Genomic DNA, 25,276 nt, shown 5'->3' on the forward strand with positions numbered 1-25,276 from the left:
AATCTCACGCACGTTATTTCAATGATTTCGGGGCATCATTCCTCTTTTCACGTTCCTAAGGGTTTCTAATGTTCGTTAGCATTCCTAAGCCTCCAAAATCACCCTAATAAGGTGTTTAAGATTCGTTAGCGCTCGAGCGGGTGAAGCTCAGGATTATCGTTGGCACTGCGGCATGAACATCGAGCACCTGCAACATTGAGCTCTGGTATGAGCATCCGGCGTCATCAGCATTCGTATAGAACACCGAAGTGAGATTTGAGCACCAATATGAGCATCAAGCAACCGGCATTGGCAGCAGCAGCATTTCTCACCATCGCATAACAAAAGAGCGAATCATCCGGCAATTCTCGTCCGGTATCATTCGCTCTGATTTCATTCGCTCAATTCATCGCTGGATATTCTATTATAATGTAGAAACTCAATGACTTGGCTAGAGCACCTCAGTGCCCTTTTCAACCCAAAGTTACTTCACCGTCATCAATGCATCGCCAGGTTTAATGTCGCCCTGAGATTGAGCCTGAATATCGGTGAACATCGCCGTATTGGAGACGATGACGGAAGTGGTGGTATCCAATCCGGCTGCGGCGATGGCATCCAGATCGAATTCGACCAGTTTGTCGCCCTGGCGCACCGTGTCGCCGTCTTTCACGAACGAGGTGAAATGTTGACCTTTCAGGCTGACGGTGTTAATGCCCACGTGAATCAGAATCTCAACGCCGTCTTCGGACAGAATGCCGATGGCATGTTTTGTTTTGAACATGGTCACGATGACGCCGTCGAACGGAGCGTATGCGACACCTTTGGCAGGCACAATTGCAGCACCTAGTCCCATGGCTCCGCTGGAGAAGGCCTCGTCCCCGACTTTAGTCAAAGGAATGAGTTTGCCTTCAAGCGGGCTGTATACGATTTTAACTTCGTTGGTACCTGTCGTCGTTTGTACTGCAGAAGCCGTATGGCTAGACGCAGCGGTAGCGGATTCCGATTTGCCACCGGAACCTTCAGCCGATGCACTCGATGCAGATGCGGATGCCGCTGCTGGAGCATTTTTGTAACCAAAGAGGTACGTCAGAATGAAAGCGGCCACAAATGCTACGACCAGCGACAGCAGGAAGCCGACAAAACCGCTATCCATGCCTTTTGGATTGATAAACAACGGAATACCGAACACTCCGCCGCTCGCAAATCCATAAGCCGTCGAGCCCAAGACACCCGCAACGGCTCCCGCGATTGCACTGGCGATGGAAGCCATGATGAAAGGTTTTTTGGTCGGGAGGGTAACCCCATAGATCGCCGGTTCGGTAACCCCCATCAGTCCGGCAATCGTGGAAGACATCGCGATCGGTTTCAAGCGTTTGTCACGGGTTTTGAGCGCAACCGCAAATGCCGCGCCCGTTTGTGCAAATGTCGTACAGAACAGCATGCCGTTAATCGGGTCAAATCCATTGGTCACGATGTTGTTGATCAGAATCGGAATGAATGCCCAGTGCAAGCCAAAAATGATGACCGTTTGCCAGATCCCCGCAAGAACCAGACCTGCAACAACCGGGCTCACTTCGTAAACCCACATGGCCCCTTTGGCCAAGAAATCACTAATCAAGGTAGCTACAGGTCCTACGGCCAGGAATACCACCGGCGTAACAATCGCCAGCGTGGCCAGCGGGACAAAGAACATTTTAATGGAAGAGGGCGCAATTTTCGTCACCCATTTCTCGAAAACAGCTGCAATATATGCGGCGATAATAATCGGAATGACGGATGACGTATAGTTGATCAGAACAACCGGGATCGTCAGGAACGTCATGGCCGTTCCGTCCGTAAACGCAGCGGTCATCGTTGGATAAACGAGAGCCGCACCGATCGTTGCCGAAATGAACGGATTACCTCCGAATTTTTTACCTGCAGAGAAGCCGAGCAAAATCGGGAAGAAGTAGAACAACGCGTCCGCCGTTGCAAACAGGATTTTGTACGTGCTCATCTCTTCCGTCAACCAACCGAGCGTAACGAACAGAGCAAGCAATCCTTTTAAAATACCTGCTGCGGACAACACCCCTACGACAGGCATAAATACGCCGGAGATGACGTCCACGAAACGGCTGAATAACCCTTTTTTCTCACCCGCTGCTTCCGAATCGGCATTTGCCGCCATCGAATTGGTGCCACCCATTTGCTGTACGAGTGCTTCATACACTTTCGGCACTTCATTGCCGATGACTACCTGGAACTGACCGCCGCTCTCCACCACCGTAAGTACGCCGTCGATGTTTTTGATCTCTTCCTTGTTCGGGCTTTTCATATCTTTCAGGTTAAACCGGAGCCGGGTCACGCAGTGAACGACGTTATTGATGTTATCATTGCCTCCGACGGCGTCCAGAATTTCCTTGGCCGTTTTGCCATGATTCATGGTAAATCCTCCTTTTGCGCAGGTGCCTTCATATAATGTGTTAATTCATATCAATTCAACCAAATAACGGGTGTGTATTTTACGTTGTTATCTGATTTTTACTCCCATTTTTTGATTCGCTTTCATGGAAAACGATGCAGCCATCGCGGCGCTGATGCCTCCGGCCAGCTTGCCAACGATCATGGCGGTGACCATCTCTTTGTTCATCCCCGCCACAAATCCAAGGTGTCCCCCCAGAACGAATGAGCCGCTGACCGCAAAAGCGATGCTGACGACTTTGCCGCGCGGGTTCATGTCCTTGACCAGGCGGAACGTCGGGATGTTATGCGCAAGCGCGGCGACAAGCCCGGCCGTCGTTGAAGCATCCAGATTAAACCATTTGCCTGCCCGCTCCAATGGAGCTTTACAGGTCCGGTTGATGACCTCCACCATCGGAAATGCGCCTGCGAGCACGATCGCGATCGTGCCTACGGTCATAATGCCTTCGGAAAAAGGCGCCATGTCGGGAACCAGCTCCCAACCGGTCAGCGTTTTGACGGCGATCGCCACCAGCCCGATCAGGGACAACAAGGTGATACCGCTTCCAAATATTTTAAACAACCTTACCGTCTGATTGGTGAAAAAGCGCAGACCCAGCATAATGAATATGGACAACATCACCGGAATGATCAGGTTTTTCAAAATGATCATGATGTCGATGCCGGCCGTCAATCCGCCGGCCAAACAGCCGATGGGAATGGTGCTGATGCCGATCAGAATGCCTTTGGCAAAGTACGGATGGTCCTTTTTCTCCACAATGCCCAGCGCAACCGGAATCGTAAATACCAGTGTCGGGCCAAACATCGTACCCAGCAGCACCCACGAAAACAGGGCCGCCTGCTCACTCTGGGCCATCTGTCCTGCCAGCGCATAACCACCCATATCGACGGCCAAAATCGTATTGGCAAAGGAGGCAGGATCGGCTCCGATGGCTTCATACAGAGGAGAAATCAACGGAACCAGCAGGCTGGCCAGGAAGGGAGCCAATGAAACGATCCCTACCATAACCAGTGCCAACGTGCCCATCGCCATGATGCCTTCCGTGAACGCGTTTCCGAGTCCCCATCGGTTCCCGAACGCTTTGTCCGCAGCTCCCAGTACCAGAAAAAAGGCAATGACAATCATGACTAGATCATTGATGGACATGCTTAAGCCTCTTCATACAGCTTCACCTGATGGGTGGCTGCACTGTCATACGTATCGAACACCAGCTGCAGGGTCCGGAGATTATCCACCCCGCTGGTCTGGAATTCCTCGCCCGTGTTCAGGCAATCAATGAAATGGGACTGAAGTTTGCGATGGCTGTCCTCATAGTTCAATTCCGTATGCTCGGCGACCACCGTTTCCACGCCGGCATTGTCGATCAAGGTCAATCGACCGGTATGGTACAATTTGATCGTTGCTTTGTCGCCTTCGATGATCAGCTGCTCTTTATGATCCGGCAGGACCCGATCCGGCAGAGGTTCGCTCAGTTCGCGGCGCGTCGCCCAGCTCATATCCATCAAGCCGACATAATCGGAATATCCAAGCATCACCATGCCGCTGTCCTCGCCGACCGTGTGGCTGCTGACCTTTCTCGTTTCGGCATACAAGCGCTCCGGCTCGCCGAACAGGAACCGCCAAGTATCGAACCAGTGAACGCCCATCTCGTAGAACAGCAGACGAGGCATATCCCTGAAGAATGGCTGAGGCAGTTCGTTCTCGGGCGCAAAGCGCGGCGAGTAATAATCGGTATGAATATAGCGGATCGTATTCAACTGCCCTGCCGCTCCATCCACCAGCAATTGTTTGATCAGCTGGAATGGTTGCAGCCAGCGCCAGTTCTCGGTAACCATCAGGCGCACGCCAGCTTCCTCCGCAATGCGTACCATCTCCTGCGCTTCCTCGATCGAACGGGCAAACGGCTTCTGGCACATGATATGTTTGCCTGCCGCCGCAGCCAGCTTCACCAGCTCCAGATGTGTTTCCGGCGGCGTAATAATATCAAGCACGTCGATGTCGGCCTGCTCAAGCATCGCTTCCACATCCGTATAACGGATGTTTGCGGAGAGATCGAAACGATCCGCCTTGTCATTCAAGGTCGCTTCGTTTCTGTCGCAAATTCCCGCAATTTCGGCATCGGCAATGAACTGCCAAGCCTTAATGTGTTTTTCCGACCAGTATCCCGTACCCACGATACCGATTTTCCACATACGTTCCACCTCTTTTACAAAATCAATCCCTGTCAGGGCTTAAGTCCTTCGATTCGGACTTTCATCTTACTTCCGTGTACCCACAATGACGACGTCATGCTCGAAAGCATGCATCGGCAATACGCCGTATCCGTTCTCGCGCACGGCATCCGTTTGGGCGAAACGACGGTTCACCAAATCGATTGTCGTGAAGTCGTACTCTTCCACCAGGAAGTCGAGCTTTACTTTCGTGTTCACCGGCACGTACAGCACCACGGTATTTTCGTTGCCAGCAGCGCGAATTTCGCGCGTCTTGTTCTGCACGATGTCCAGCGGTTGCAAACCTACCAGGCCATAGTTTTCGAACAGGTACTTAATGAAGGAATAATCCCATGCTCCCTCAAAACGCAGAGCCGATCTCCAATCGTAAGGGCTGTCGAAGCCTTCTCCCTCCACGATGCCGAACGATTTTCCTTTTTTGTGCCAGCTCCAGATGCCATGCGCTCCGTACGTCACTCCGGCTCCTCCGCCAGCCAGCAAGCTTTGCCATGCAGCTTTGCGTGCATCCGCGGCAGAATAACGTCCGTACACGTTGCGGCTGTAACTGATTTGCTCGTAGCACGGCTCGCCGTTAATGACAGGACGAACAGGCGTTTTATTATAGAAATGCTCCGCAATTTCGTGAGCCATGTATTGGAACTCCGAGTTATGACCCGATTGGTACATATAAAAGTCAAGTCCCTCATGCTCCGTGAACACTTCGGGAATCTCCCGCAGCCTTCCCTGAATGTGGAGCGTCGTCACGCTTGCCGGGCTAATGCGTTTCACGATTTCCAATGCGGCCAGATAATACGCGTTCGCCTCATCGGAAGGAAAATCCGTGTCGCCGCTCACCAGATAGATCGGGTCATACTTCGAGAAACGCTGCACGACATGGGTGACATACGGTTCAACCGCTGCGATCGGCATCTTGGCATTTTTCTGCAACGGCGTAGCCCATGTATCCGGCACATAGTTGCACCACAACAGGACAAGCGCAGGCGTGAATCCTCTCTCCGCGGCCATGCGTACCATTTGTTCGGCACGGTCGAAATACGCCTCGTTCAGTGCCGCATAGTCGTAAGATCCATCTTCTTGTAAATGAAAGGGTTCCCAATTGAGATCCGATCCGCTGGCGTCCCATTGACGAAGCACGTTCATCTGCAGCACGTTGAATCCCTGCATTTTGCGATAATCCAGGTATTCCTCCCACTCTTCCAGCGTAGCGTTCGTAAACGCGCTCCAGACCGTATCCGCCAGGTAAAACATCGGTTTGCCATGCTTCTCCAGCGTTCTTCCGTTTGCAGCAACCGTTATCGTCATTTCTTCTGCTCCTTTCGATTGAAGATCAGCTAAATGAATATGGATCAGAACTAAACAAACAAAAAAAACATTAGATTAACAAACTAAACTAATAATTGTAATTTAACTTAAATTAATATAATTTCAGTTCTGAATGCAAAATGAATACGTTTTACAATTGCATATTAGCACTCAATTCATAAACAGTCAATGTTTTTTTCAGTTTTGTTTTTATGTATTTTAGTTAAGTTTAGTTTAGTTGAAGGACTGAAAGTTTAGATGAAATCGTGGTATACTGAACATATGCATTTCATGGTAGGAGGTTGTACGTTGAAAATCGATGATATCGCGAGGCTTGCTGGCGTTTCCAAAGCAGCTGTGTCTCTTGCCTTTAACAATAAACCGGGTGTAAGCGAACAGACCCGCGAACATATACTGGACATAGCCCAGGCCCATGGCTACAAACCAAGAACGATCAAGACTGGCAGGGAGTCCCATAAATCGCATGCCAATGCTATTATTCGTTTCGTTGCCTGCAAAAATACAGATATCGTCACCGAGCATTACGATACACTTCCGTTTTTTAACGAATTGATCCACCACATTACGGATCAGGTCAAACAGCATGGCAGCACGCTCGTCATCTCTTCGATTGACGTAAACGACCTGGAACAGGAGCTGCCTAATCTGGAAAAGGATCAGCCTACCGCCGGCCTGTTGGTGCTGGGAACCAACTTGACGCCGCCCATGATTGAACGGATTCAAGACATCCACCGAAATGTCGTCATTCTGGATACGTGTTTCGATCATTTGGATGCCAACTTTGTCTCCATCAACAACTCGCTTGGGGGATACCAGGCGGGCAAACATCTGATTGGATTGGGCCATCGCCGCATCGGTTATGTGAAATCCCGAGCTCGCATTTCCAATTTCACGAAACGGGAGGAAGGCTTCATGGCCGCGCTTGCCGAGCAGCAATTGAAGGTCGACGACGCGTTGACTTTCGAATTCGAACCGATGATGGTCATGCCGCAGGACCGGTTCCAGCAGTCCATCCGGGAGCTGAAGGAGCTGCCGAGCGCGATTTTCTGCGAAAACGACTACATGGCGATCAGCGTCGTCAAATCGCTGCAAAACGTGGGGCTTCGCGTCCCTGAGGACATTTCGGTCATGGGCTTCGACAACATCTTCGAGGCCAAAGTGATCAGCCCCGAACTGACGACCGTGCATGTCAAGAAAGACGCTTTGGCGCAAACCGCCGTAAGGCTGATGATGGACCCTCTGAATCAGACGGCCAATGTCGCGAGCAGAGCCCATATTTGCGTGAATACCGAAGTGGTCGAGCGCCGCTCGTGTGCCCGAGTAAGCCGTTAACTTAGCCACACCATTGATATTGATACGAACTAAAGGAAGTGTTCCCATTGTTGAATATCCGTTCCGCTACGAGCGGCAATCCACATTTGGCGTCCGATTGCGAGCAATGTTTCGGCTTGTGCTGCGTGGCGCTGCCCTATGGCAAATCCTCCGATTTCGCCTTTGACAAACCGGGCGGCACGCCCTGCACCAATCTGGGACAGGATTATCGCTGCGGCATCCATGACCGGCTTCGGCAGAAAGGCTTCAAAGGATGTACGGTCTATGATTGCTTTGGCGCCGGGCAGAAGTTATCCCAAGAGACATACGCAGGCAAGGACTGGAGACAACATCCGGAACTGGCTGCGGAGATGTTCGACTGCCTGCCGGTCCTGAAACAGATTCACGAGATGCTCAGTTACGTGCGGGAAATGCTTCAGCTTCAGGACACCCGTTCTATTCATGCCGAGCTGCAGCACGCTTATGAAGAAACAGAGAAGCTGGCCAACCTGGAGCCTGCCGCAATGCTGCGGCTGGACCTGCCTGCCCATCGCTCTGTCGTGAACGACCTGCTGCTGCAAGCCAGCGAAATGGTCCGTGCCAAAGCCTATTCCGATGCAGGCGCAGGTGGTCATCGCTCGGGCTCCGGGAAAACCAAACGCAAAAAGCTCTCCGGTTGGGATTTCCTCGGTGCCAAGCTGAAGGGCGCCGACCTTCGCGGGACCAGCTTCCGCGGTGCAATTATGATCGCGGCGGATCTGCGAAATGCCGACATGCGAAGAACGGACCTGATCGGCGCGGATTTGCGCGATGCCGACCTGAGTCATGCCGATTTGCGGGAGAGCATTTTCCTTACCCAATCCCAGATCAATTCGGCCAAAGGCAGCCGGGAAACCAAGCTGCCGACACATCTGAAACACCCTGAATACTGGCTGAAGAGCAGCTAGGAGTCGGCTGTAGGCCGATCCTGATGTATCTTGCCGCTGGCGAAAAGATGGGACATCGGACCACGGAGATAGCCTCGCTTGGTACGGCTCGTCAGATGTGCCTCACACGAGTCCGGAGGACGCGTACTGACGTTGCACAACATACGAGAGACACTCGCAAGTGGCAACATCTCCGTGGATGCTGCCACCCGTACGGGTCATGTTCACGTCATGGAAATTTTTCGACCTCAAAAAAATCTAACGAACCCTAGACACGCTAATTCGCCGATATCTTGCCCATAATAACCCAAACATCCTAATTAAGATGTCTCAGGTTCGTAAGACGATCGACCATCGCCCATACAACCTGATAAGGTGCGTGAAGTTCGTCAGAGCGGGAACGTACCACGCGTGCGAGTTATATTCGAGTGCGCCGAGGTACCTTTGAGCTCGATCCGAGGAAATTGAGCGACTACGCTAAATCCCTATAACACAAAAGGAGCAAACCTCACCCGGATATGCTTGTCCGGCAAGGTTCGCTCCTTTTTGATAGAGAGAAGTGCTTTTAGCAACTCATCCCTATACTTGTATGAATATCGACGATTACAGCAAGTCGCGACGAAGCTCGTCCGCAGATTTCGGGGACAGGTGGCCCAGCGGAATGTCAAATACCGTTTTGGCTCCCTTGTGTCCTTCGCCGCTCAAACGATGTGCCGCTCTCGCATATGCAACCAGAACGCTGGCCGTGAATTCGGGATTGCTGTCCAGCTTCAGGCCAAACTCGATGATTTGCTTCGAGCCTGCGCCTGTAACTCCGCTGCGAATAACGAAACCGCCGTGCGGCATGCCTGCATGCTCGGATTTCAATTCTTCTTCGGAAATGAACGTTACCGTTGTATCGTAATCGGCAAAATAGTTCGGCATCGAAACGATCGTTTCACGAATCTCGTCTTGGTTCGCGCCTTCTTCGGCTACGACGAAACATTGTCTCAAATGTTTCTCGCGCGTAGCAAGCTCAGGCGTTTCGCCTGCCCGAATGCGGTCGATGACTTCTTCTACCGGAACGGTGTATTGCACGCCGGCTTTGACGCCAGGTACGCGTCGGATCGCATCGGAGTGTCCTTGGCTTACGCCTTTGCCCCAGAACGTATACTCTTTGCCTTCAGGCAAAATGGATTGTGCCAACAGGCGGTTCATGGAGAACAAGCCCGGGTCCCAACCCGTAGAAATCACGCTGACATGTCCGCCTTGCTCTGCTGCCGCGTTTACAGCGTCATAGAACTCAGGGATTTTGGCATGCGTATCAAAGCTGTCCACCGTATTGAACAGACGCGCAATGACAGGTGTTTGCTCCGGAAGATCGGTAGCGGAACCGCCGCACAGAATCATGACATCGATTTTTCCGATGTATTGCTCGGCTGCGGAGATATGTTCGAAGTGAACAGCCGGACCCTCGGCAACCATTTGTTCCGGGTTACGGCGTGTAAATACTGCGATAAGCTCCATGTCCGGGTTTTGCGCGATGGCTTTCTCGACGCCTTTACCCAGGTTCCCATAACCTACAATCCCTACTCTTACCATTTGCGATCCTCTCCCTGTCTTCATCTATAGTTGCTTTGCTATGTAAATGGAACAAGTCCGATTACCGTTCAGTCCAAGGTTCGATTTACATACTATAAATATATAACATACCATGTGACTTGTCAGGTTTCCAGTTTAAATCGCCATTTTGCAGAAAAAAAATTTTCCGCGTTACCGGAGGAAAGGGTTAAGGCGGCATCGAGCATTCTTTTTCGCTGACAGGTGAGTTTGTTGGCCCAAGGTCGATCTGGCAAATAAAGGACCCTCATTCGTTATCAATGAAAAAGCCCTGAAACCCAAAACAGCCTCGATGCTGCCATGGACGCAGGACATGTTTCAACCTCAATCTTGTTCACCGCTTGTTCTTGCTGGTCATTAATGAGATACACTCCTTGCTCGATTCATCACGGCAGCTTGCGCGCAGCTCCAGCTTCCCTTTAAATGCCGCTGTCGCCTCGTATATTCAGCATTCGCAAAATTTCGTTTACAACCACATCCGGATGGCTGTTGTGCAAGCCATGATCTGCATTCGGGATAAAAACTTGCTTGCCCTTTCCGGACCAACCGGCAAAATCGGCTTGATCCTTTCTCCACGCTACGCTCTGATCGTCCGCATTCTCGGGATCTGCCGTCAGAATCGTCAGCGGAAACGAAAACTCCGTTCGCTCGGCCAGCACGCGCCTTGCATTGTTCTGGGCATTCCACATTTCTTCCATCATGTTTTCGTTATAAGCAAGCTTCAAGGTGGAGATGGTCGCCGCCTTTCGCATCGGCTCCGTTACCGAACCGGGATCGATGACCCACTGGCTCATCATTTTGTCGGAATGAAGCAATGCACGGACCACGCCCGTTTTGATCAACGCGCGGGCCGAATCGAAATACCACTCGGGCATCTCCATCTCCTCGGAGCAGTAATAATTCGGACTGCCCCCGTCGATCATGACGATGCCGGCGACTTCATCCGGATACATCTCCGCATACCGAATCACCTCCAGCGACCCTAGGGAGTGCCCCACCATGATAAAAGGCGGACGATGTCCTGCCGACTTCAGCAATTGGTGAATCTCCCGGGTCATCGTATCGATGTCGCGCGGCGCATCCGTATAATCGCTGTAGCCATACCCGAACCGGTCATATACCGCAAGCTTTGCATACGGTCTTAACCCTTCGTATAGCGGACTGAAGTCAGCATAAGGATTCGGCGTTCCCCAGCCCGAAGCAAAAACAACCGTTGTTTTACCCGTTCCTGTCGTGTACAAATGCATATTGCGTCCGTCGACTTCGTACAACTTTCCCGGCGGAATGTAATCCCTCAGATCCTGTCTCGACTGATGAACTTCATAGATCATGCCGATCACGAGCAGAACGCCCATGGTCAAAATGAATCCGCCAAATAACTGCAAACCCCTTCCCAGCCATTTGCCCATGCTTTCCCTTCCCTTTACCCCATATTCGATGGTTTCTCTGTTGTCTCATCTTACCTAAAACAGGTCCGCTTCCGAAACATTCCAGGGTCCAGTTCGTTCCCCAACCAAAGTCCAGTTTCGATCTCATACCTTCACCCAACATAAGGGCTCAACAAGTCACATCGTTCCAAGTCAAAACAAAAAACCGCAAATCTCCGGCGAACGGAAATCTGCGGGTTAAACGCATGAAATGCAGTTATGATGACAATTATAGTCGAAGATTCAAACCAACCGGGCAATGATCGCTGCCCATAACGTGGCAGTCGATCCGGGCATCTTCAACCAATGGCAGCAGTTTGCCCGACACCAGGAAATAATCGATGCGCCATCCCACGTTGCGCTCTCGCACCTTCGGCATGTACGACCACCAGCTGTACACATCCGTACGATCCGGATATAAATGGCGGAAACTGTCCACGTATCCCGCTGCCAGCAAATCGGTCATCTTGCCGCGCTCCTCCAGCGTAAAACCGGAGTTGCCCTGGTTAGACTTCGGATTTTTCAGATCGATCTCCTGATGGGCCACGTTCAAATCGCCGCACACGACGACAGGTTTGCGCTGTTCCAATTCCAGAATGTACGCCCGAAAACGATCCTCCCACTCCAATCGATAAGGCAGGCGGCTCAGATCGCGCTTGGCATTGGGCGTATACACGTTGATCAGGTAAAATGCCTCGAATTCCAGCGTAAGCATCCGTCCTTCCGGCTCGCTGTCTTCTTCCATGCCGTAACGGACAGAGAGCGGTTTAATCCGGGTGAACACGGCCGTGCCGGAATATCCTTTTTTAATGGCATAGTTCCAATATTGATGGACACCCTCACCCAGGTCCAGCTCGATCTGACCTTCTTGCAGCTTCGTCTCCTGGACGCAAAAAATGTCTGCTTGAACCTCGTTGTAATAATCCACGAATCCTTTATTGACGCAAGCCCGCAGGCCATTGACGTTCCATGATACCAATTTCATCGTTTTTTCCACTCCTCACGTCCCCCAATATAGCATGGGAGATTCGTAAGGACAAGGCCGAACATGACGATGATTCCGGACTCGTTATTCCAATGGATGATAAGCTTTTCGTGCTTCAAATCTCCTTTTAATGAATATATAACACTTCCTTCTTCCGCCACATTAGACTCTCCTTCATTTTGAGGATATAGCGCTACTTTTTTGGTAATTCCCCTTTTCGAGGAGTTGAAGAAGCAAAGGACCCATTATATAGAAACTACTGAATCTAAAGAGGACGGTTACCATGTCACTTTTCGTGTCCGTCAACCGGAAGAATGGCTGAGTTGGATTCTTGGGTGGGGGCATATGTGGTAGCCACTGAACCTGAATCATTCAAAAAACGAGTAAGAGAACAAATCGAGAAAATGAAAGTACGCTACTGACATACTGTTGGCAATAGGAGGCTTGTATAATCAAGATATACAAAATGAAAGCGAGGTTATTTACATGACTTTGAAGATTGGAAATGCTTATTTTGAGGCGATGGCGCATCGAGATGTTTAAATGGTTATTTTTCTCTCAGCTAATGAGGTCAATTGTACTTCCCCTGCTGATGAGCTAAAGGGTACCGCATCTTTTCATGAATTCCATGAGAGATTTGCACAAATGCTTAACAAACTCACGTTAGTTGATGCTTTCGGCAATGACGAAAAAGCAGTTATCATCTACGATGTTTGTCAGCATTACGAGTTATACGAATAACATAAACAAGCACATATACAAAGGAGGACATTACATTATGTCAGCAATTGGACCCGACTTCATTTCACTTCAAGTGAGTAATCTTGAAGGCTCTGCGGAATTCTATCAAAACTATCTCGGACTGGTCCGCTCACAGGCGGGACCATCTCATGCTGTGGTCTTTGAAACAAAGCCTATTGCATTTGCTCTTCGTGATCTAATACCAGGAATTGAACTCGGCTCAGGTACTCAGCCAAGACTTGGTGTCGCTCTTTGGCTTCATGCCCCTGATACGCAAGAAATCCACGATAAACTTGTTGCAGCAGGTGTAAAGATTACATCTGCACCAATAGATGGACCATTCGGGCGAACCTTTACATTTGCCGACCCAGACGGTTATCTAGTTACTCTTCACAGTAAAGCCTGATACGCAAATCTATTGATATGCTCCCCATACGGTAGACAGGTGAAATAATAAACCCTGTTACTGTGAGGGGAGTTTTTTCATCCAAAAAACCTTGACCGACTGGTTCGTATTCCGGGAATCGCGGGCAAATGCAAGTCCTCCAAACACGTAAAGGCAACAAATATCTTCGATCCGCACTCATCGAAGCTTCTCACTCCATACGAGGATCTGATCATGATCTCGGTGCCCAGTACAGGCGAATGCAGCTCACAAAGGAAGGCAGCGTGCCGCTTTAACCTTCTCAAAAACCAAGAGGCGCAGCTTTTTTTAAAAATCTGTAAGCTGCGCCTAGCTTCGTTTTGTCTTTTTTAGAGTTACGCCATGAGTTAATTTTCAGGGTAGTTTAATAAGATAGATGAACAATATCGTCCGGGTCTGAACCAGCTGATCCCCATACTTCCCCATCAACACGATAACCACCGCCACTCCATTGAAGTAAGTAGTCTCCGGTACGCATTCCTTGTTCGAAACCTTCAAAAAGATTTATCCAATCCAAAGATTCCTCGGGAGCCATCGTTTTAACGAAATACAGTTTATTCGTATCTACGTGCGTTAAACTAACATTGACTTCATGGCTGCTATTGTTCTTCAGTAGAAGTTTTATATGTCCAACTCCCGGCTTTACTGAAAAAGGTTGCTGTACAACTGCGCCCCGAGAAGCAATATAGTGTGAGGGTTTATTCTCTTCTTCACTTAAAGAATTAGTAAGGGTTGTAATAGCGGACTTGCTTGATAATAAACCAGACTTTGGATTAGACGTATTCTCTTCACTTGGGTTTGTTGAATCACAGGCAGTTACGGTCGACGTTATTATAGATAAAAATAAAATGGCAAAGAAAAGTCCCTTTTTATTCACCTTGATCCCTCATATTCTCTTTTAGTAATTATTGTAAAACCTTTAAGACGTTTCTCGTTATTAATAACGCTATCCGTCAACGAAAGTTACATCTTAAATTTATAAATGGGACTGAAATAACTTGCCCGCTTGTTGAACAAGAGCAGCCGATCACTTTGATCGGCTGCTTTCTTGGCTTTATTAAGCTCCAGTTTCCCCGTATTTTAATGATGTACATTCATCAAAGTGCTTTGCATCATGCTGTTAAACCATTGGGCACATCACAATTCGAACTCAGCAAATGGTATTCGCTTTCCTAAAGTGTATGTAAGGTTCACTTAGCGAGAAAAAACCTTTTTTATCACACTCACTAATCCAGGAACAAGAAAAAAGATGCCAAAAAAGACAGTGAGTAAATTATATTGGGGCGTTTCGTAGAAATTAAACCATTCAGTGAAAATAGGAGTGTCAAGAATCCTTCCAAATATCGTTCCATTCGTATCTCTGTAGTTAAGTTTCCAACCTGTTGCTTCAGATGTGAGAAAGAATATTTGTGACAACAAAAACACACCAATAGAAGATACCCAATATCGTTTCAGAAATGGTACAGCATTTTGTTTCCTAGCCAAAGTAACCCCATCCTTATTTAGTACTATTTTCTTCACATTATAAAGTTTAATACGGATATTCAGGGATTAAGTTCCAAAATTGATGTATTAAATTGTTGAAAAATTATGTTTTAATTTTAATTCAACAGATCCTTCTATTCCTTCTAACCTGTCCGTTAGTGAATAAAAGCAGCCGATCACTTTGATCCGCTGCTTTGTTGTTTTACTCAAACGTTTCCCGTTAGCTTAATACTTCCGCCTTTTTGCTTGTTCATACTCTAACCCGTAGTCCTATTTTATCAGATAGAGTGTCTACAATCCCGTTTCCGCGGACTTCTTACCAACTGGGGTGTAAGGTCAATGATTCATATAATGGGCATATAGTTGCTCGAAGGTTGTAAAACGTTCGACTTCTCTGCCGACCTTATCATACTCGACTAGATATTCATCCATCACTTCAAGGAACTTCTCTTTCATAACTGGTAAATCACTTGCATCAAAGTACTGCATAAGATCAAATTTCTTGGTTCCTTTCTCCACAGCCATTTCATCAAGATACCCTTGGGCTCCAAAGGCCGAAAGAAAGACATAGGAAGCATCGTTCGTTATAACGCTGTTCAACATTTTATTGCGGTAGTTGCACCATAATTCTTCGTATGTTCCCCTCAGATTATCAAAGGTCGGAACAGGTTTAACAATGAAGTTATCACTCATCGTGCGATGTAACTTCGTAACGCTTTTCAACATGTTAAAAGACGCTATACGGATATCTTCAATGGTATGAGCTTCGATGATTGACATGTATAAGGATTCGAGATCATCCGGAACATAGCGCAACGAGCGGATCTCTTCCAAATATCGCTTGATTCCTCTTTTGATGCATGTGTTATTCATACTGACCAAGGCATTGACCAGATTGTACAGAACGCCCGCAGATGCCTGTCGCACTGAACCGATATCTTCACCGAGCATCGTATCGCTGTATGCTTGCTTAGCCAGGTCGATCCATTTATTTGCTCGATGAAGACACGCTTCTCCGATCGGGTTCGAAAGTGCATCTAGCGCTTTTTGCCTGAAGTCGTTCAATTTTTCCAGATCCTCAGGCTTTGCATAGTAGAGTATTTGGAGCTCGGTTAGGCTCGATACGTCGGGACGCTCCAAGGTGGATTGCTGTTGTATTCTTGAATCCCATGGCGTGCAATAGATGTCATATCCGACGTCATCCAAGATGAAGCAATCGGATATTTCCCATCCCCTTTCTGTATTATTAATGATAATCAAATCAAGATCGCTCTTCTCATGAAAGTCCCCGGTGCTAAATGAACCCGTAAGCCCAATAATTGCGATATCGTCTAGAAAATCTCTTTTTGCGCGTTCGATCACCATGTTAATGAGCAGTTCATTTTTGGCCAGCAGCTTCTTCTTTATGATTTCGTTCATTCGGTACACCCCTTCGTATAATCCGGCCGTCCTTCATCACAACAACCTTAACTTGAGTCTATTGATTTAGAGGTGCGGTTACTATGTATAAGTTGATTTAATTCATCTTTGCACAAAATCCGCTAAACCGTCGATACGACGATTTAGCGGATTTCATCAGTTCTTTTTATAGACAATTTTCTTTATGCTTTCGCAGGACAAGAAATACCGGCCCGCCAACTCCTCTATCCTAACTCCATTGCGGAATAAGGATTTAATCTCGGCGTTTCGAGCAGATACCCTATTTTTGCTGTGAGTTTTCTCGCCCCATTTTAGGTGTGCCTCTTTGGGTTTTGGGATATAAACCAATTCGCCTTGAACGTATTCTTGAATGGTACGTAGCAATTCTTCCGGAAAAACAGACTCGGCTTTTGAATATTTCATGGGCCTCACTCCTTATTTAATCAATCAATAAGGTGCAAAGCCAGTTCGTAGAATATTACGATTCGTCGTTGGCAATGTGATTGTTTCTAAGCTCTATGCAAAGCATTGCCATATCCTTCACTGGCTTTGCATAGAGCGATGCATGTAAGAATCCTACCCCGATGGTTTTCAATATAGCTTCACCTCCATAGAAAATAGATAGCTGCTATATGCTTATTATATCAGAGCTTGTTGTTCAAGATGTGTTTTTGAGGCTGACACGATTGTCGCTATAACTCTTTGGTTTCATCCTCTTGGTCGTGTTGGGTTAGACAAAACTACAATCAGCCGGACATCCCAGGTTCTCGAAAACGGTACGTGCAGCAGCATCTACCGGGAGGAAAACTACAATTTGCGGATATAATCGGCTGCCAGCGGAAATCGAAACCTGTCTGTAACGTATGGGAACAAGCTCTCCGGAGCTTTCCATCCTGGCCAGTATGGTTTGTGTATGATCCATCTTTGGCTCTGCATCCGCCCCATTCAGAACTTCGTCCACGTTATATTTCTGGACTTTATCCAACAATTTTTGATACCACGCATCATAACGCGAAAGCATGTGCTCCCTCTTAAAGGCGTGGATCCCGTTTATGGCATGCTCCTCCCACTGCTCAGTCGACGCTTTGTCAAAAGTGGAGCGGGGCCGGATCGGTAAACCGGAATTAAAATGAAAATCGATCCTATTCAATAAACCGTCATATGAACGGTCAAGAGGAATATCGAACAAATGACGAAACGGCTCATTTAACCCCTGGATGTCCTGTGTATGAGCTACGATCATGGCGGGAAAAGGAATGCTCCTCATCGTTTGCTGAGCCCACTCCAATGCACGCTCCAACGACCTCCCCTCCAATTCGGTCCGGATCGGAAGATAACCGGCCGCCAATAGCAAATCGTTCCGCTCATCGGATGTACATTCAAGATATTCTGCAATATTGATAATCGTCTGACGAGCCGGTATGCGCCGGGTACGTCCAATCAGCAAATTTTTATACGAAGGAAAAGCCTCGTCGTTCAACTCTTGTTGAGTAAATCGTTTCAAGGACGGATGAGGCCGATCGGCAAGCTTTTGCTGGCGTTTGACCCGCAGCGCTTCAATTTCTCCCATTACGATTCGATGTCTGGAATTCTCCGCATCTATATCCATCCTCTCTTCCCTCCTCTTATGAAGTGTAGTTCTGCACTTGGGATGAAAATATATTTAAAGTATACTCCTCATTGAAATTGAAAGTCATTAAATGACACATAAAGATACATGGAGGAGAAACGGATATGATTCGTACCATTGTAGTGGATCCGCTTGCCCCGTCACATTTGGCGTTCAAGGAAGTTGACGCCCCGGAGGCCAAGCCTTGGGAAGCACTTGTGCAAGTGAAGGCCTTCTCTCTCAATCGCGGTGAAGTGAGCGACGCTGAGCATCAGGAAACATCCAGCCGTCCCGGCTGGGATTTCGCCGGAATTGTCATCGAGCCGGCCAGGAGCGGCGCAGGTCCGCAAAAAGGGGCCAGGGTTGTCGGTTTGCTTCCGATGGGAGCCTGGAGCGAGCAAGTGGCTGCCCCCGTATCGATGCTGGCCGAAATTCCAGAGAAGCTCACTTTTACGGAGGCGGCTACCCTCCCCGTAGCAGGGCTTACGGCTCTTTATGCGCTCCGTAAAGGCGGCATGCTGCTCGGCAAACGCATTTTCATTACAGGCTCTACCGGCGGGGTTGGGCTATTCGCCCATCAGCTTGCAGCCCAATCCGGCGCATTTGTCGTAGGCACGGCAAGCACGGAGGAGAAAGCCAAGATTGTTCGGGAGGCCGGATCCGATGAAGTGATCATTGGATATTCCGCAATTTCTTCAGCCCATAAGTTCGGGCCGTACGATCTGATCATCGATTCAGTAGGCGGCAATACACTGGCGGCATTGCTGCCGCAGCTGGCGCCCCAAGGGGTTTGCGTTGCGGTAGGATTTTCCTCTTCGAATACCGCAACGCTCGACATGATGAATCTGGTGACCAGCGGAGGAAAAACCTTGTACGGCTTTTTTCTAGGTGAGGAACTCACTCGTCAATCCGTCGCGGACGATCTGAGTTTGCTGGCCCGGCTCGTCACAGACGAGCGGTTAGTCCCCCGGATCGAAGTCGAGGCGCCTTGGACCGAAATAGATACCGTTGCCCGTAATCTGCTGGAACGGAATTTCTCCGGCAAAGCGGTGCTTCATATAGGTTGATTAATACGTTTGCAACGATAATGCCAGAAATCTAAACATGCATCCAAAAAAAACAGCAGCAGTATTCCCTGGCTCGCTTCGAGCAGAGAGTACCGCTGCTTTTGAATTTCATTGCTATACATGTCATTTTCTCTCCTGATCCTGCCCGTTGGCCAACCATGCCCCTCTCGGGGCACAGAATCATGAAAATTTCATGCCCTACGTCTATAGTATTCTTACTGCTTGCGAGGGAGGTCGATAACGTGTACAGTCTGTTCGCTCACCCTTCGTTTTATTGTCCAAAGGCATTCTGAAGTACCTCTCAGGCTGCGCAAGAGAATCTCTCATGTTTTAAATACGCAAACGTTTACCTGCAACCTTTGCAGATCCAAGATTACTTTTTTTCTTCTTGCAAAGTGGCTTCCCCGCCTACGAAACAGGGAATCTCAATATCATCGATGTCCACCATCTTATCCTGTTCTGCATCGTAATACTCCCCGAATAAAAATAGCGACTCATTTTTCCTACTCAATAAATAAGGGATAATTTTTTCACAAAATTCGGTAACACTTTGAAACATACTCCCTGGTGCAATCCCCGATTCATCGATAACTAACAATTCTTTGTGAACAATACGAGCAGGGTTGCGATTTAAATGGTACAGTTGAAAAGAGGTATCCTTGCGATACTCTTTATAAATCGGTATTTCTATCTTTTCTATGAAATCTCCATCCGTATAATTCAAGATCAACTTTGCGGTCATCTCCATTCTCCTTTTCGATCCGAATAACTCTTCAGTTTGTGAAACAGCGTATCTTGTTCCAAAGACTAATTTAACTCTGCTATTATACGATACAATATATTTTTGCTATCTTCATCCTTGGGTCGAGGTACTCTACCGTTTTGTTCGTAAACCTCCTTTTCCTCTAAAAGTTGCCTCGGGTGTAAGACATGGGCTGATATTCCGTTTAACATAAAGCTTTTTGATAACAACGAGTCCTGTCGCCATACCCACTCTGGTAAGCCATTCATAATAATACTTCCATCATGGGTATTCGTTATATAGCCAAATGTAATATCTACGCCATCTTTGCTAAAATCAGACTGTCTCCCGCGAAACTGCTCTCTCACAGAAATCTGTTCATAACCAGCTTCGACAAGAGCAAGCTCTAGCTGCTCTCTGTGCTGTATCCATGTTACCAAGTCTATATCGTCATGTGGACGGGTAACCTTTCCGAGTAAAAAATCGATTGCCCATCCACCGCGCAACCAGAATCTGCATTCAATAGTTGCACAAATTGCACTGGGTTGCTCTGTTACAACATTATCGTTCCCGAAGTTCATTCTCAGTCGGGGCTATGGAAGTGCCTACCGCAAAATCATAAGCTTAGAGTAAGAAAAAGATGTCCCCTTAGCTGCCAAACCACTGTAATATCAAAAAACTTAGCTTTACTACAAATGTTAAACCGAGTCATCATTCAGCGAACTTGCCCCGTTAGCAGAATGAATCGTTACCCATTCTTCTCTTAAAATTCCCATTCGAATGGAATCATAATAACTTCCATTGTAGAAACGAACCTTTCGAATTCGCGCTTCATTTTGCATCCCTAGTTTTTCACCAACTCGAATCATTCTTTCATTACCTGACCATGTAGTAAAACCTACACGAACTAGCGGCATTGTATTAAATAAATGATCCATCCATAATTTTAATGCACGTGTTCCATTTCCTTTCCCCCATGAACTGCTCTCATGAAATACAATTCCCATTTCAAGCCATTTCGAAGGCTCATGTTCCCAATAATAAGAAACCATACCTCGTACAATTCGATCTACTTCGATTACCCAAAGGTTTGGTTGGTTGATCCAGCTTTCACCGATAGGTAAAAATTCTTCATACGTTTTAGAGTGATGCGGATAATAAGGAGCATCCCATCTTTTCCACTCAGGTTTATCATCCTTATACACTAATTCCCAAATACGATAAAGATCAGTATGTTCAATTGGCCGAATTAACAAATTCTCATCATGGTACATATAAGTATGTTCCTCTTTTCAAATAATTTGGTTTATTGATTCCGATTGAAAAGAGTCAAAGGCAAACAAACTACTTTTCAATCACCTTTGTTACATATTTCATACGAATCATCTCCTTCGTTCTAGATTAGTAACATAATACTATAATACCAATGATATCATGTAATTCTTACCATTTATATTTATTGTGAAATTGGAATAAGAAAATTTCAGAACTTAATCATGAGTATTATTTATTGCCCTAACCTGCCCGTTCGTTGAACAAAAGCAGCCGATCATTTTGATCAGCTGCTTTGTTGTTTTATTGAGCTAATGAATTATCGAACTCTATAGTAAGGAGAGAACATATTAAGATATCAGTAAATAAAGAGCCCCGTTTAGAAGTTCAAATTTAATTTATCGAACCATTGCGGTTTAAATCGTTTTAATCATATTCCCATCAATAACATAATCCGCTCCGGTAATCATTGAAGCTCGCTCCGAAGCAAGGAAAACTGTAAGGTTCGCAATATCTCCGGCTTCTGCAAATTTCCCCAATGTTATACCAGCCATTTTAGGTAGCTCTTCAAAAACTTTTTCTGAATCCATCGCTGCAACTGAACCGATTGTTTTGGCCATTCCGTTGTCAGGGTCTTGCCACAAAGGTGTTACTACCGGTCCAGGTGAGATCGAATTAACTCTAATATTACGAGGTCCAAACTCACCAGCCAGCATTTTCGTCAAATTATTAAGTGCCGCTTTGGTGGTGCCATATATAGGCAATAGCAATTCGGGCATCCGTGCATTTACTGAAGAGATATTTACAATTGCACCCTCATTGTTATTTAGGATAGAAAGTTCAACTGTATTGCGTTCCATATTGACATCAATAGGTAGATGTTTGACTGATTTATGTTCAACAAGATCAGCCAATTCCTCCGTTAAAGTCCGACTTACCGCGACGACACTTGCCCCTTCCTCGATAAATTTTCGAACGATAGCGAGTCCAATTCCTTTACTTGCTCCGGTAACGACAGCTACTTTGTTGGCTAATTTAAGATCCATGTTTATCTCCTAAAGCTAACGCTTTTAAAGTTTAAATTCCTTTATTTCCAAGCATTATTCCTTGATGAAAACAATGTTTCGAAGCGATACGCTGTGCGATCTGAATTTGCATCAATGAAGTGTTTGAGAGCTTAAAGATATGGATCATACCAGCATCCCTATTCCCAAACTTTACAATGGCCCCGTACTCAGCTAAATAATCAGCTTTACAACTAATTACATCGCCCAATTTAGGTAGATCCTTATTTTTACGAAATAGGCGTACCATTAGGCATTTCAGTATCCGGCTTTAAGAGAATAACATCTCCTTTTTCCGGGACTCCTCCCAAAACTAATACCTCCGATTTGAATCCCGCAATGCGCCGAGGAGGAAAATTGACGATTCCTATAATTTGCTTCCCTACAATTTCCTCAACCTTATAACGCTTAGTTATTTGTGCACTTGAAGATTTCGTCCCGATCTCCGGTCCAAAATCAATCTTAAGCTTTATCGCAGGGACCTTTGCTTCTTCAAAAAACTCCGCTTCCTTAATCGTTCCGACACGAATATCTAGTGCTGCAAAATCATCGATCGTTGCCAACGTTTTGCCTCCTCCACTAAAGTCTTTAAGCGCTCACGAAAATATCTCTCACGCTTTACGGACAGAACTTAATGAGTTCCGCTCGGTGTTGCATTTTATTGCGCTGGGCGGAACGGCTTCAGGAGTCGAATCCCTTCCTCAATAGATCCCTCCATCAGTTCTAAGAGCTGGGGCACCAGTTCCTGCATCCGCGGGGCGTTCAGGTGCCGATCGAGAGCATCCCGGTTTTCCCAGCGCTCGTAGATGATGAATGTACCGGGCTGGCCTTCTACCTCGTGAGCCTCGTAGTCAATGTTGCCCAGGTCGTTGCGCGACGGAGTGACAGCAGCAGTCATAAATGCCTCCATCTCTGCTTCTCTCCCTGCCTTAGCTCTCGCCTCCCAGAGTACAGTAACGTAACGGTTCTTTGTATCGTTCATGCTAATTCCTCCTCAATTTATAAATACTTCGTATTTTGGCTTTAGCATCTTCTCATATGGGCAAATTCCCGGTTTATGCTTAAAATTCCAATGTATCTATGGCTTAGCTTAACGCTGTTATAGGCGTCCAAAAGTACGATTAAAGCCTTGGCCCGCAAGAACATCTCGACGAACTATATCTAAACGGCATGTTTGGTATTCACTCAAAGCATTTATTATCGAATTCGGATACTTTTTAATGGCATCCATTATGGCAACCGTATCATCAAGTGAGTCATTAAAGCCTGCGCCCGTCATTGGCGACATGGTATGAGCTGCATCGCCGATCATGGCTATTCTTCCTTTTGACAATATATTAGGGAAGTATTCATTTACAGGTGCCCCGATTAAACTGCGGTCCTTAATCGCGATTTGTAAAATGGCATCCTCTTCTTTACTCCAGTTGGCTTGGCTGGTTTGTGATAGTTCTTTCAGCAGCGAATCCGGAACAGCTTCACCGTACAAAGAATGCTGGGCAATTCCGTCCTTTAACACTCCTAATTCAGACAGCAATGGATTATGCGAATGATCAAACCAGCAAAAACCTATCCATCGCTGGCCGGGATGGGTTCCCCCCTCTTTCCCTGGCATTACCGCAGTTGTCAATTTACCGGCGGCACTATCGCTGAAATAAGCGCTCGAAAGCTGCCGTTTTTTCCAGTCTGTTTTTGGCAGCAAATTTTCATCCACTTTCCCTACCCAAGCCAGATAGCCGGCATAATCTGCAAATGGTTTGTCAGGGCTTAAATAACGGCGGACAATACTGCGATATCCATCTGCACCAATCAAGAAGTCTCCTTTAAACGTATGCTCCTCTTCACTGATCGCCCAAGCGGATGATTCATTTTGCCCAACACTAACAATTCGTGTATGGTGCTGAAGGGTAATACCAGGTTCTTTAGCGACCGCGTTGCGCAAACGTTCTTGAATGGCTGACCAGGCTTCAACATTGTTGTTACCATTGGATGCCAAGTGTCTTAATTCTCGTTCAATTTCACTATTATGATAAGGCTTTGTGTGCAAGCGAATAAAAGCACCATTTCTTAATGATGAATCTGCACGTTCAAGAATAGTCACTGTATAACCAGAACGGGATAACGCAAGCCCCATCATTAGACCACCTAAAGATCCACCTACAATAATGGCATGTTCAACCTGTTGTTGTGACATGATTCATTCTCCTGTTTTGTAATGGGGCATTCGTAAAAATATCCATCCGTTACTGCAGCTTCATCTGGCTGCGGAGCATCCGATCGAGGAGTTTGTCCGGGAGAATACGGACCAGTCGGGTCAGCAGTGCCGAATCGCGGCCGACCGTATAGCGGGTGCGTGGCTTACTTACGTGGATGGCTCGTGAAACCACTGCTGCCACTTTCTCGGGGCGGATACCGTCCGTGGCCCACGTTTCAGCCTGAGCCTTCACGGCATCAAAAAGACGATCATGGCGCCGGTGCTGATCCGGCGTCATCAATTTCGCCAGTCGCTCCGCTGTCGTAATCCCTTGCTCCGACAGGCCCGTGCTGACGCCACCCGGAGTGATCATGATGACCTTGAGGCCAAACGAGAACATCTCCCTGCGGAGACTGTCATTGATCGCTTCCATAGCATACTTTGCAGCCGAATAAATTCCGAACCCGGGCATGGAAACCTTGCCCCCAAGCGAACCGATATTGACTACTCGCCCGCCGCTGTTCAGCAAGGCCGGGGTAAGTGCCTGAATAACCGCGACCTGTCCGATCACGCTGACTTCGATCTGGCGGCGAAATTCATCCAGCGGAACCATCTCGAGAGGGGCATTAACGGCGATGCCGGCATTGTTGACCACGGCCCGCAAAGGGCGACCAAGCGGATCTTGCTCCACCCGTTCGGCCAGCGCCTGTAGTGTGTTGATATTGGTAACATCGACGATCACCGGTTCGATATTTTTGCGTTTGATTTTGTCGGCGTCTTCCTGACGACGAACCCCCGCCAAAACATGAAATCCTTCAGCGGCGAGCTGCTCCGCAGTAGCCCTGCCGATACCGCTGGACGTACCTGTGACGACGACCAGCTCTTGAGTTTTAGATGGCATAGTAACCCTCCTGAGTTTGATAAGATGTGGACCACGGTATAGCACTGTTATACGGATATTATAGCACCGCTATACAAAACCGTCTATAGCGGTGCTATATTTTTTTTCGAAGTATCGTT

The 25,276-nt window shown here is 47.4% G+C and carries 24 protein-coding genes; 4 read left to right on the top strand and 20 right to left on the bottom strand.

Features of this window, described 5'->3' with window-relative positions; genetic code table 11:
- Positions 1 to 463 precede the first annotated feature (463 nt).
- The 4 genes from RSX24_RS15670 to RSX24_RS15685 form a co-directional block, all read right to left on the bottom strand.
- On the bottom strand, positions 464 to 2,401 hold the full coding sequence (locus tag RSX24_RS15670; protein ID WP_343261112.1) for a beta-glucoside-specific PTS transporter subunit IIABC: 1,938 nt from the start codon (positions 2,399 to 2,401) through the stop codon (positions 464 to 466).
- Between the two features lie 87 nt (positions 2,402 to 2,488).
- Positions 2,489 to 3,586 carry an ethanolamine utilization protein EutH gene (gene eutH, locus RSX24_RS15675; protein WP_236415723.1) on the bottom strand — a complete coding sequence of 366 codons (1,098 nt, stop codon included), beginning with the start codon at positions 3,584 to 3,586 and terminating at the stop codon, positions 2,489 to 2,491.
- 2 nt (positions 3,587 to 3,588) lie between these two features.
- Positions 3,589 to 4,632: a Gfo/Idh/MocA family protein gene (locus tag RSX24_RS15680; RefSeq protein WP_339274005.1), complete on the bottom strand. Its 1,044-nt coding sequence runs from the start codon at positions 4,630 to 4,632 to the stop codon at positions 3,589 to 3,591.
- 66 nt (positions 4,633 to 4,698) lie between these two features.
- Positions 4,699 to 5,973 (bottom strand): glycoside hydrolase family 140 protein, encoded by a 1,275-nt coding sequence (locus tag RSX24_RS15685; protein ID WP_343261113.1) that lies wholly within the window; start codon positions 5,971 to 5,973, stop codon positions 4,699 to 4,701.
- Between the two features lie 309 nt (positions 5,974 to 6,282).
- Here RSX24_RS15685 and RSX24_RS15690 point away from each other — a divergent pair, with 309 nt between their 5' ends.
- On the top strand, positions 6,283 to 7,326 hold the full coding sequence (locus tag RSX24_RS15690; RefSeq protein ID WP_236415717.1) for a LacI family DNA-binding transcriptional regulator: 1,044 nt from the start codon (positions 6,283 to 6,285) through the stop codon (positions 7,324 to 7,326).
- Between the two features lie 47 nt (positions 7,327 to 7,373).
- Positions 7,374 to 8,252 carry a pentapeptide repeat-containing protein gene (locus RSX24_RS15695; RefSeq protein WP_343261114.1) on the top strand — a complete coding sequence of 293 codons (879 nt, stop codon included), beginning with the start codon at positions 7,374 to 7,376 and terminating at the stop codon, positions 8,250 to 8,252.
- 582 nt (positions 8,253 to 8,834) lie between these two features.
- Here the strand turns inward: RSX24_RS15695 and RSX24_RS15700 are convergent.
- The 3 genes from RSX24_RS15700 to RSX24_RS15710 form a co-directional block, all read right to left on the bottom strand.
- Positions 8,835 to 9,812 carry a diaminopimelate dehydrogenase gene (locus tag RSX24_RS15700; protein ID WP_343261115.1) on the bottom strand — a complete coding sequence of 326 codons (978 nt, stop codon included), beginning with the start codon at positions 9,810 to 9,812 and terminating at the stop codon, positions 8,835 to 8,837.
- Between the two features lie 437 nt (positions 9,813 to 10,249).
- Positions 10,250 to 11,239 (bottom strand): alpha/beta fold hydrolase, encoded by a 990-nt coding sequence (locus RSX24_RS15705; RefSeq protein WP_343261116.1) that lies wholly within the window; start codon positions 11,237 to 11,239, stop codon positions 10,250 to 10,252.
- Positions 11,240 to 11,486: 247 nt separating this feature from the next.
- On the bottom strand, positions 11,487 to 12,242 hold the full coding sequence (locus tag RSX24_RS15710) for an exodeoxyribonuclease III (protein ID WP_343261117.1): 756 nt from the start codon (positions 12,240 to 12,242) through the stop codon (positions 11,487 to 11,489).
- A 778-nt stretch (positions 12,243 to 13,020) separates the two neighbouring features.
- On the opposite strand from RSX24_RS15710, the gene RSX24_RS15715 reads away from it, so the two are divergent.
- Positions 13,021 to 13,389: a VOC family protein gene (locus RSX24_RS15715; RefSeq protein WP_343261118.1), complete on the top strand. Its 369-nt coding sequence runs from the start codon at positions 13,021 to 13,023 to the stop codon at positions 13,387 to 13,389.
- 382 nt (positions 13,390 to 13,771) lie between these two features.
- Here RSX24_RS15715 and RSX24_RS15720 read toward each other — a convergent pair whose 3' ends face one another.
- The 5 genes from RSX24_RS15720 to RSX24_RS15740 form a co-directional block, all read right to left on the bottom strand.
- Entirely contained in the window at positions 13,772 to 14,284 is a 513-nt protein-coding gene (locus RSX24_RS15720) for a hypothetical protein (protein ID WP_339274010.1), read from the bottom strand.
- Positions 14,285 to 14,601: 317 nt separating this feature from the next.
- Positions 14,602 to 14,892: a YfzA family protein gene (locus RSX24_RS15725; RefSeq protein WP_339274011.1), complete on the bottom strand. Its 291-nt coding sequence runs from the start codon at positions 14,890 to 14,892 to the stop codon at positions 14,602 to 14,604.
- Positions 14,893 to 15,228: 336 nt separating this feature from the next.
- A complete protein-coding gene (locus RSX24_RS15730) occupies positions 15,229 to 16,311 on the bottom strand; it encodes a nucleotidyltransferase domain-containing protein (protein WP_343261119.1) in 1,083 nt (360 codons plus the stop codon).
- A 156-nt stretch (positions 16,312 to 16,467) separates the two neighbouring features.
- Positions 16,468 to 16,734: a CD3324 family protein gene (locus RSX24_RS15735; RefSeq protein WP_236415708.1), complete on the bottom strand. Its 267-nt coding sequence runs from the start codon at positions 16,732 to 16,734 to the stop codon at positions 16,468 to 16,470.
- A 307-nt stretch (positions 16,735 to 17,041) separates the two neighbouring features.
- The gene (locus RSX24_RS15740) at positions 17,042 to 17,920 is read right to left on the bottom strand and encodes a hypothetical protein (protein ID WP_343261120.1); all 879 of its coding nucleotides are present in this window, start codon (positions 17,918 to 17,920) and stop codon (positions 17,042 to 17,044) included.
- Positions 17,921 to 18,045: 125 nt separating this feature from the next.
- Between RSX24_RS15740 and RSX24_RS15745 the strand changes: the two genes are divergently transcribed.
- Positions 18,046 to 18,987: a zinc-binding dehydrogenase gene (locus tag RSX24_RS15745; RefSeq protein ID WP_343261121.1), complete on the top strand. Its 942-nt coding sequence runs from the start codon at positions 18,046 to 18,048 to the stop codon at positions 18,985 to 18,987.
- Between the two features lie 373 nt (positions 18,988 to 19,360).
- On the opposite strand, the gene RSX24_RS15750 is transcribed toward RSX24_RS15745, so the two are convergent.
- The 8 genes from RSX24_RS15750 to RSX24_RS15785 form a co-directional block, all read right to left on the bottom strand.
- Positions 19,361 to 19,729, bottom strand: coding sequence for a hypothetical protein (locus tag RSX24_RS15750; RefSeq protein ID WP_343261122.1), 369 nt, complete (start codon positions 19,727 to 19,729; stop codon positions 19,361 to 19,363).
- Between the two features lie 65 nt (positions 19,730 to 19,794).
- Positions 19,795 to 20,310 carry a nucleotidyltransferase domain-containing protein gene (locus RSX24_RS15755; RefSeq protein WP_343261123.1) on the bottom strand — a complete coding sequence of 172 codons (516 nt, stop codon included), beginning with the start codon at positions 20,308 to 20,310 and terminating at the stop codon, positions 19,795 to 19,797.
- Between the two features lie 117 nt (positions 20,311 to 20,427).
- Positions 20,428 to 21,003 carry a GNAT family N-acetyltransferase gene (locus RSX24_RS15760; protein WP_343261124.1) on the bottom strand — a complete coding sequence of 192 codons (576 nt, stop codon included), beginning with the start codon at positions 21,001 to 21,003 and terminating at the stop codon, positions 20,428 to 20,430.
- 414 nt (positions 21,004 to 21,417) lie between these two features.
- Positions 21,418 to 22,047, bottom strand: a complete 630-nt coding sequence (locus RSX24_RS15765; protein ID WP_343261125.1) for an SDR family NAD(P)-dependent oxidoreductase — start codon at positions 22,045 to 22,047, stop codon at positions 21,418 to 21,420.
- A gap of 248 nt (positions 22,048 to 22,295) precedes the next feature.
- Positions 22,296 to 22,628 carry a chaperone CsaA gene (gene csaA, locus RSX24_RS15770; protein WP_343261126.1) on the bottom strand — a complete coding sequence of 111 codons (333 nt, stop codon included), beginning with the start codon at positions 22,626 to 22,628 and terminating at the stop codon, positions 22,296 to 22,298.
- 95 nt (positions 22,629 to 22,723) lie between these two features.
- A complete protein-coding gene (locus RSX24_RS15775) occupies positions 22,724 to 23,047 on the bottom strand; it encodes a putative quinol monooxygenase (protein ID WP_343261127.1) in 324 nt (107 codons plus the stop codon).
- 117 nt (positions 23,048 to 23,164) lie between these two features.
- On the bottom strand, positions 23,165 to 24,256 hold the full coding sequence (locus RSX24_RS15780) for an FAD-dependent monooxygenase (protein WP_343261128.1): 1,092 nt from the start codon (positions 24,254 to 24,256) through the stop codon (positions 23,165 to 23,167).
- 49 nt (positions 24,257 to 24,305) lie between these two features.
- Positions 24,306 to 25,157, bottom strand: a complete 852-nt coding sequence (locus RSX24_RS15785; RefSeq protein ID WP_236415694.1) for an SDR family NAD(P)-dependent oxidoreductase — start codon at positions 25,155 to 25,157, stop codon at positions 24,306 to 24,308.
- Between the last annotated feature and the right edge of the window lie 119 nt (positions 25,158 to 25,276).

This window comes from Paenibacillus hubeiensis, assembly GCF_032334105.1.
GTDB classification, from domain to species: Bacteria; Bacillota; Bacilli; order Paenibacillales; family Paenibacillaceae; genus Paenibacillus; species Paenibacillus hubeiensis.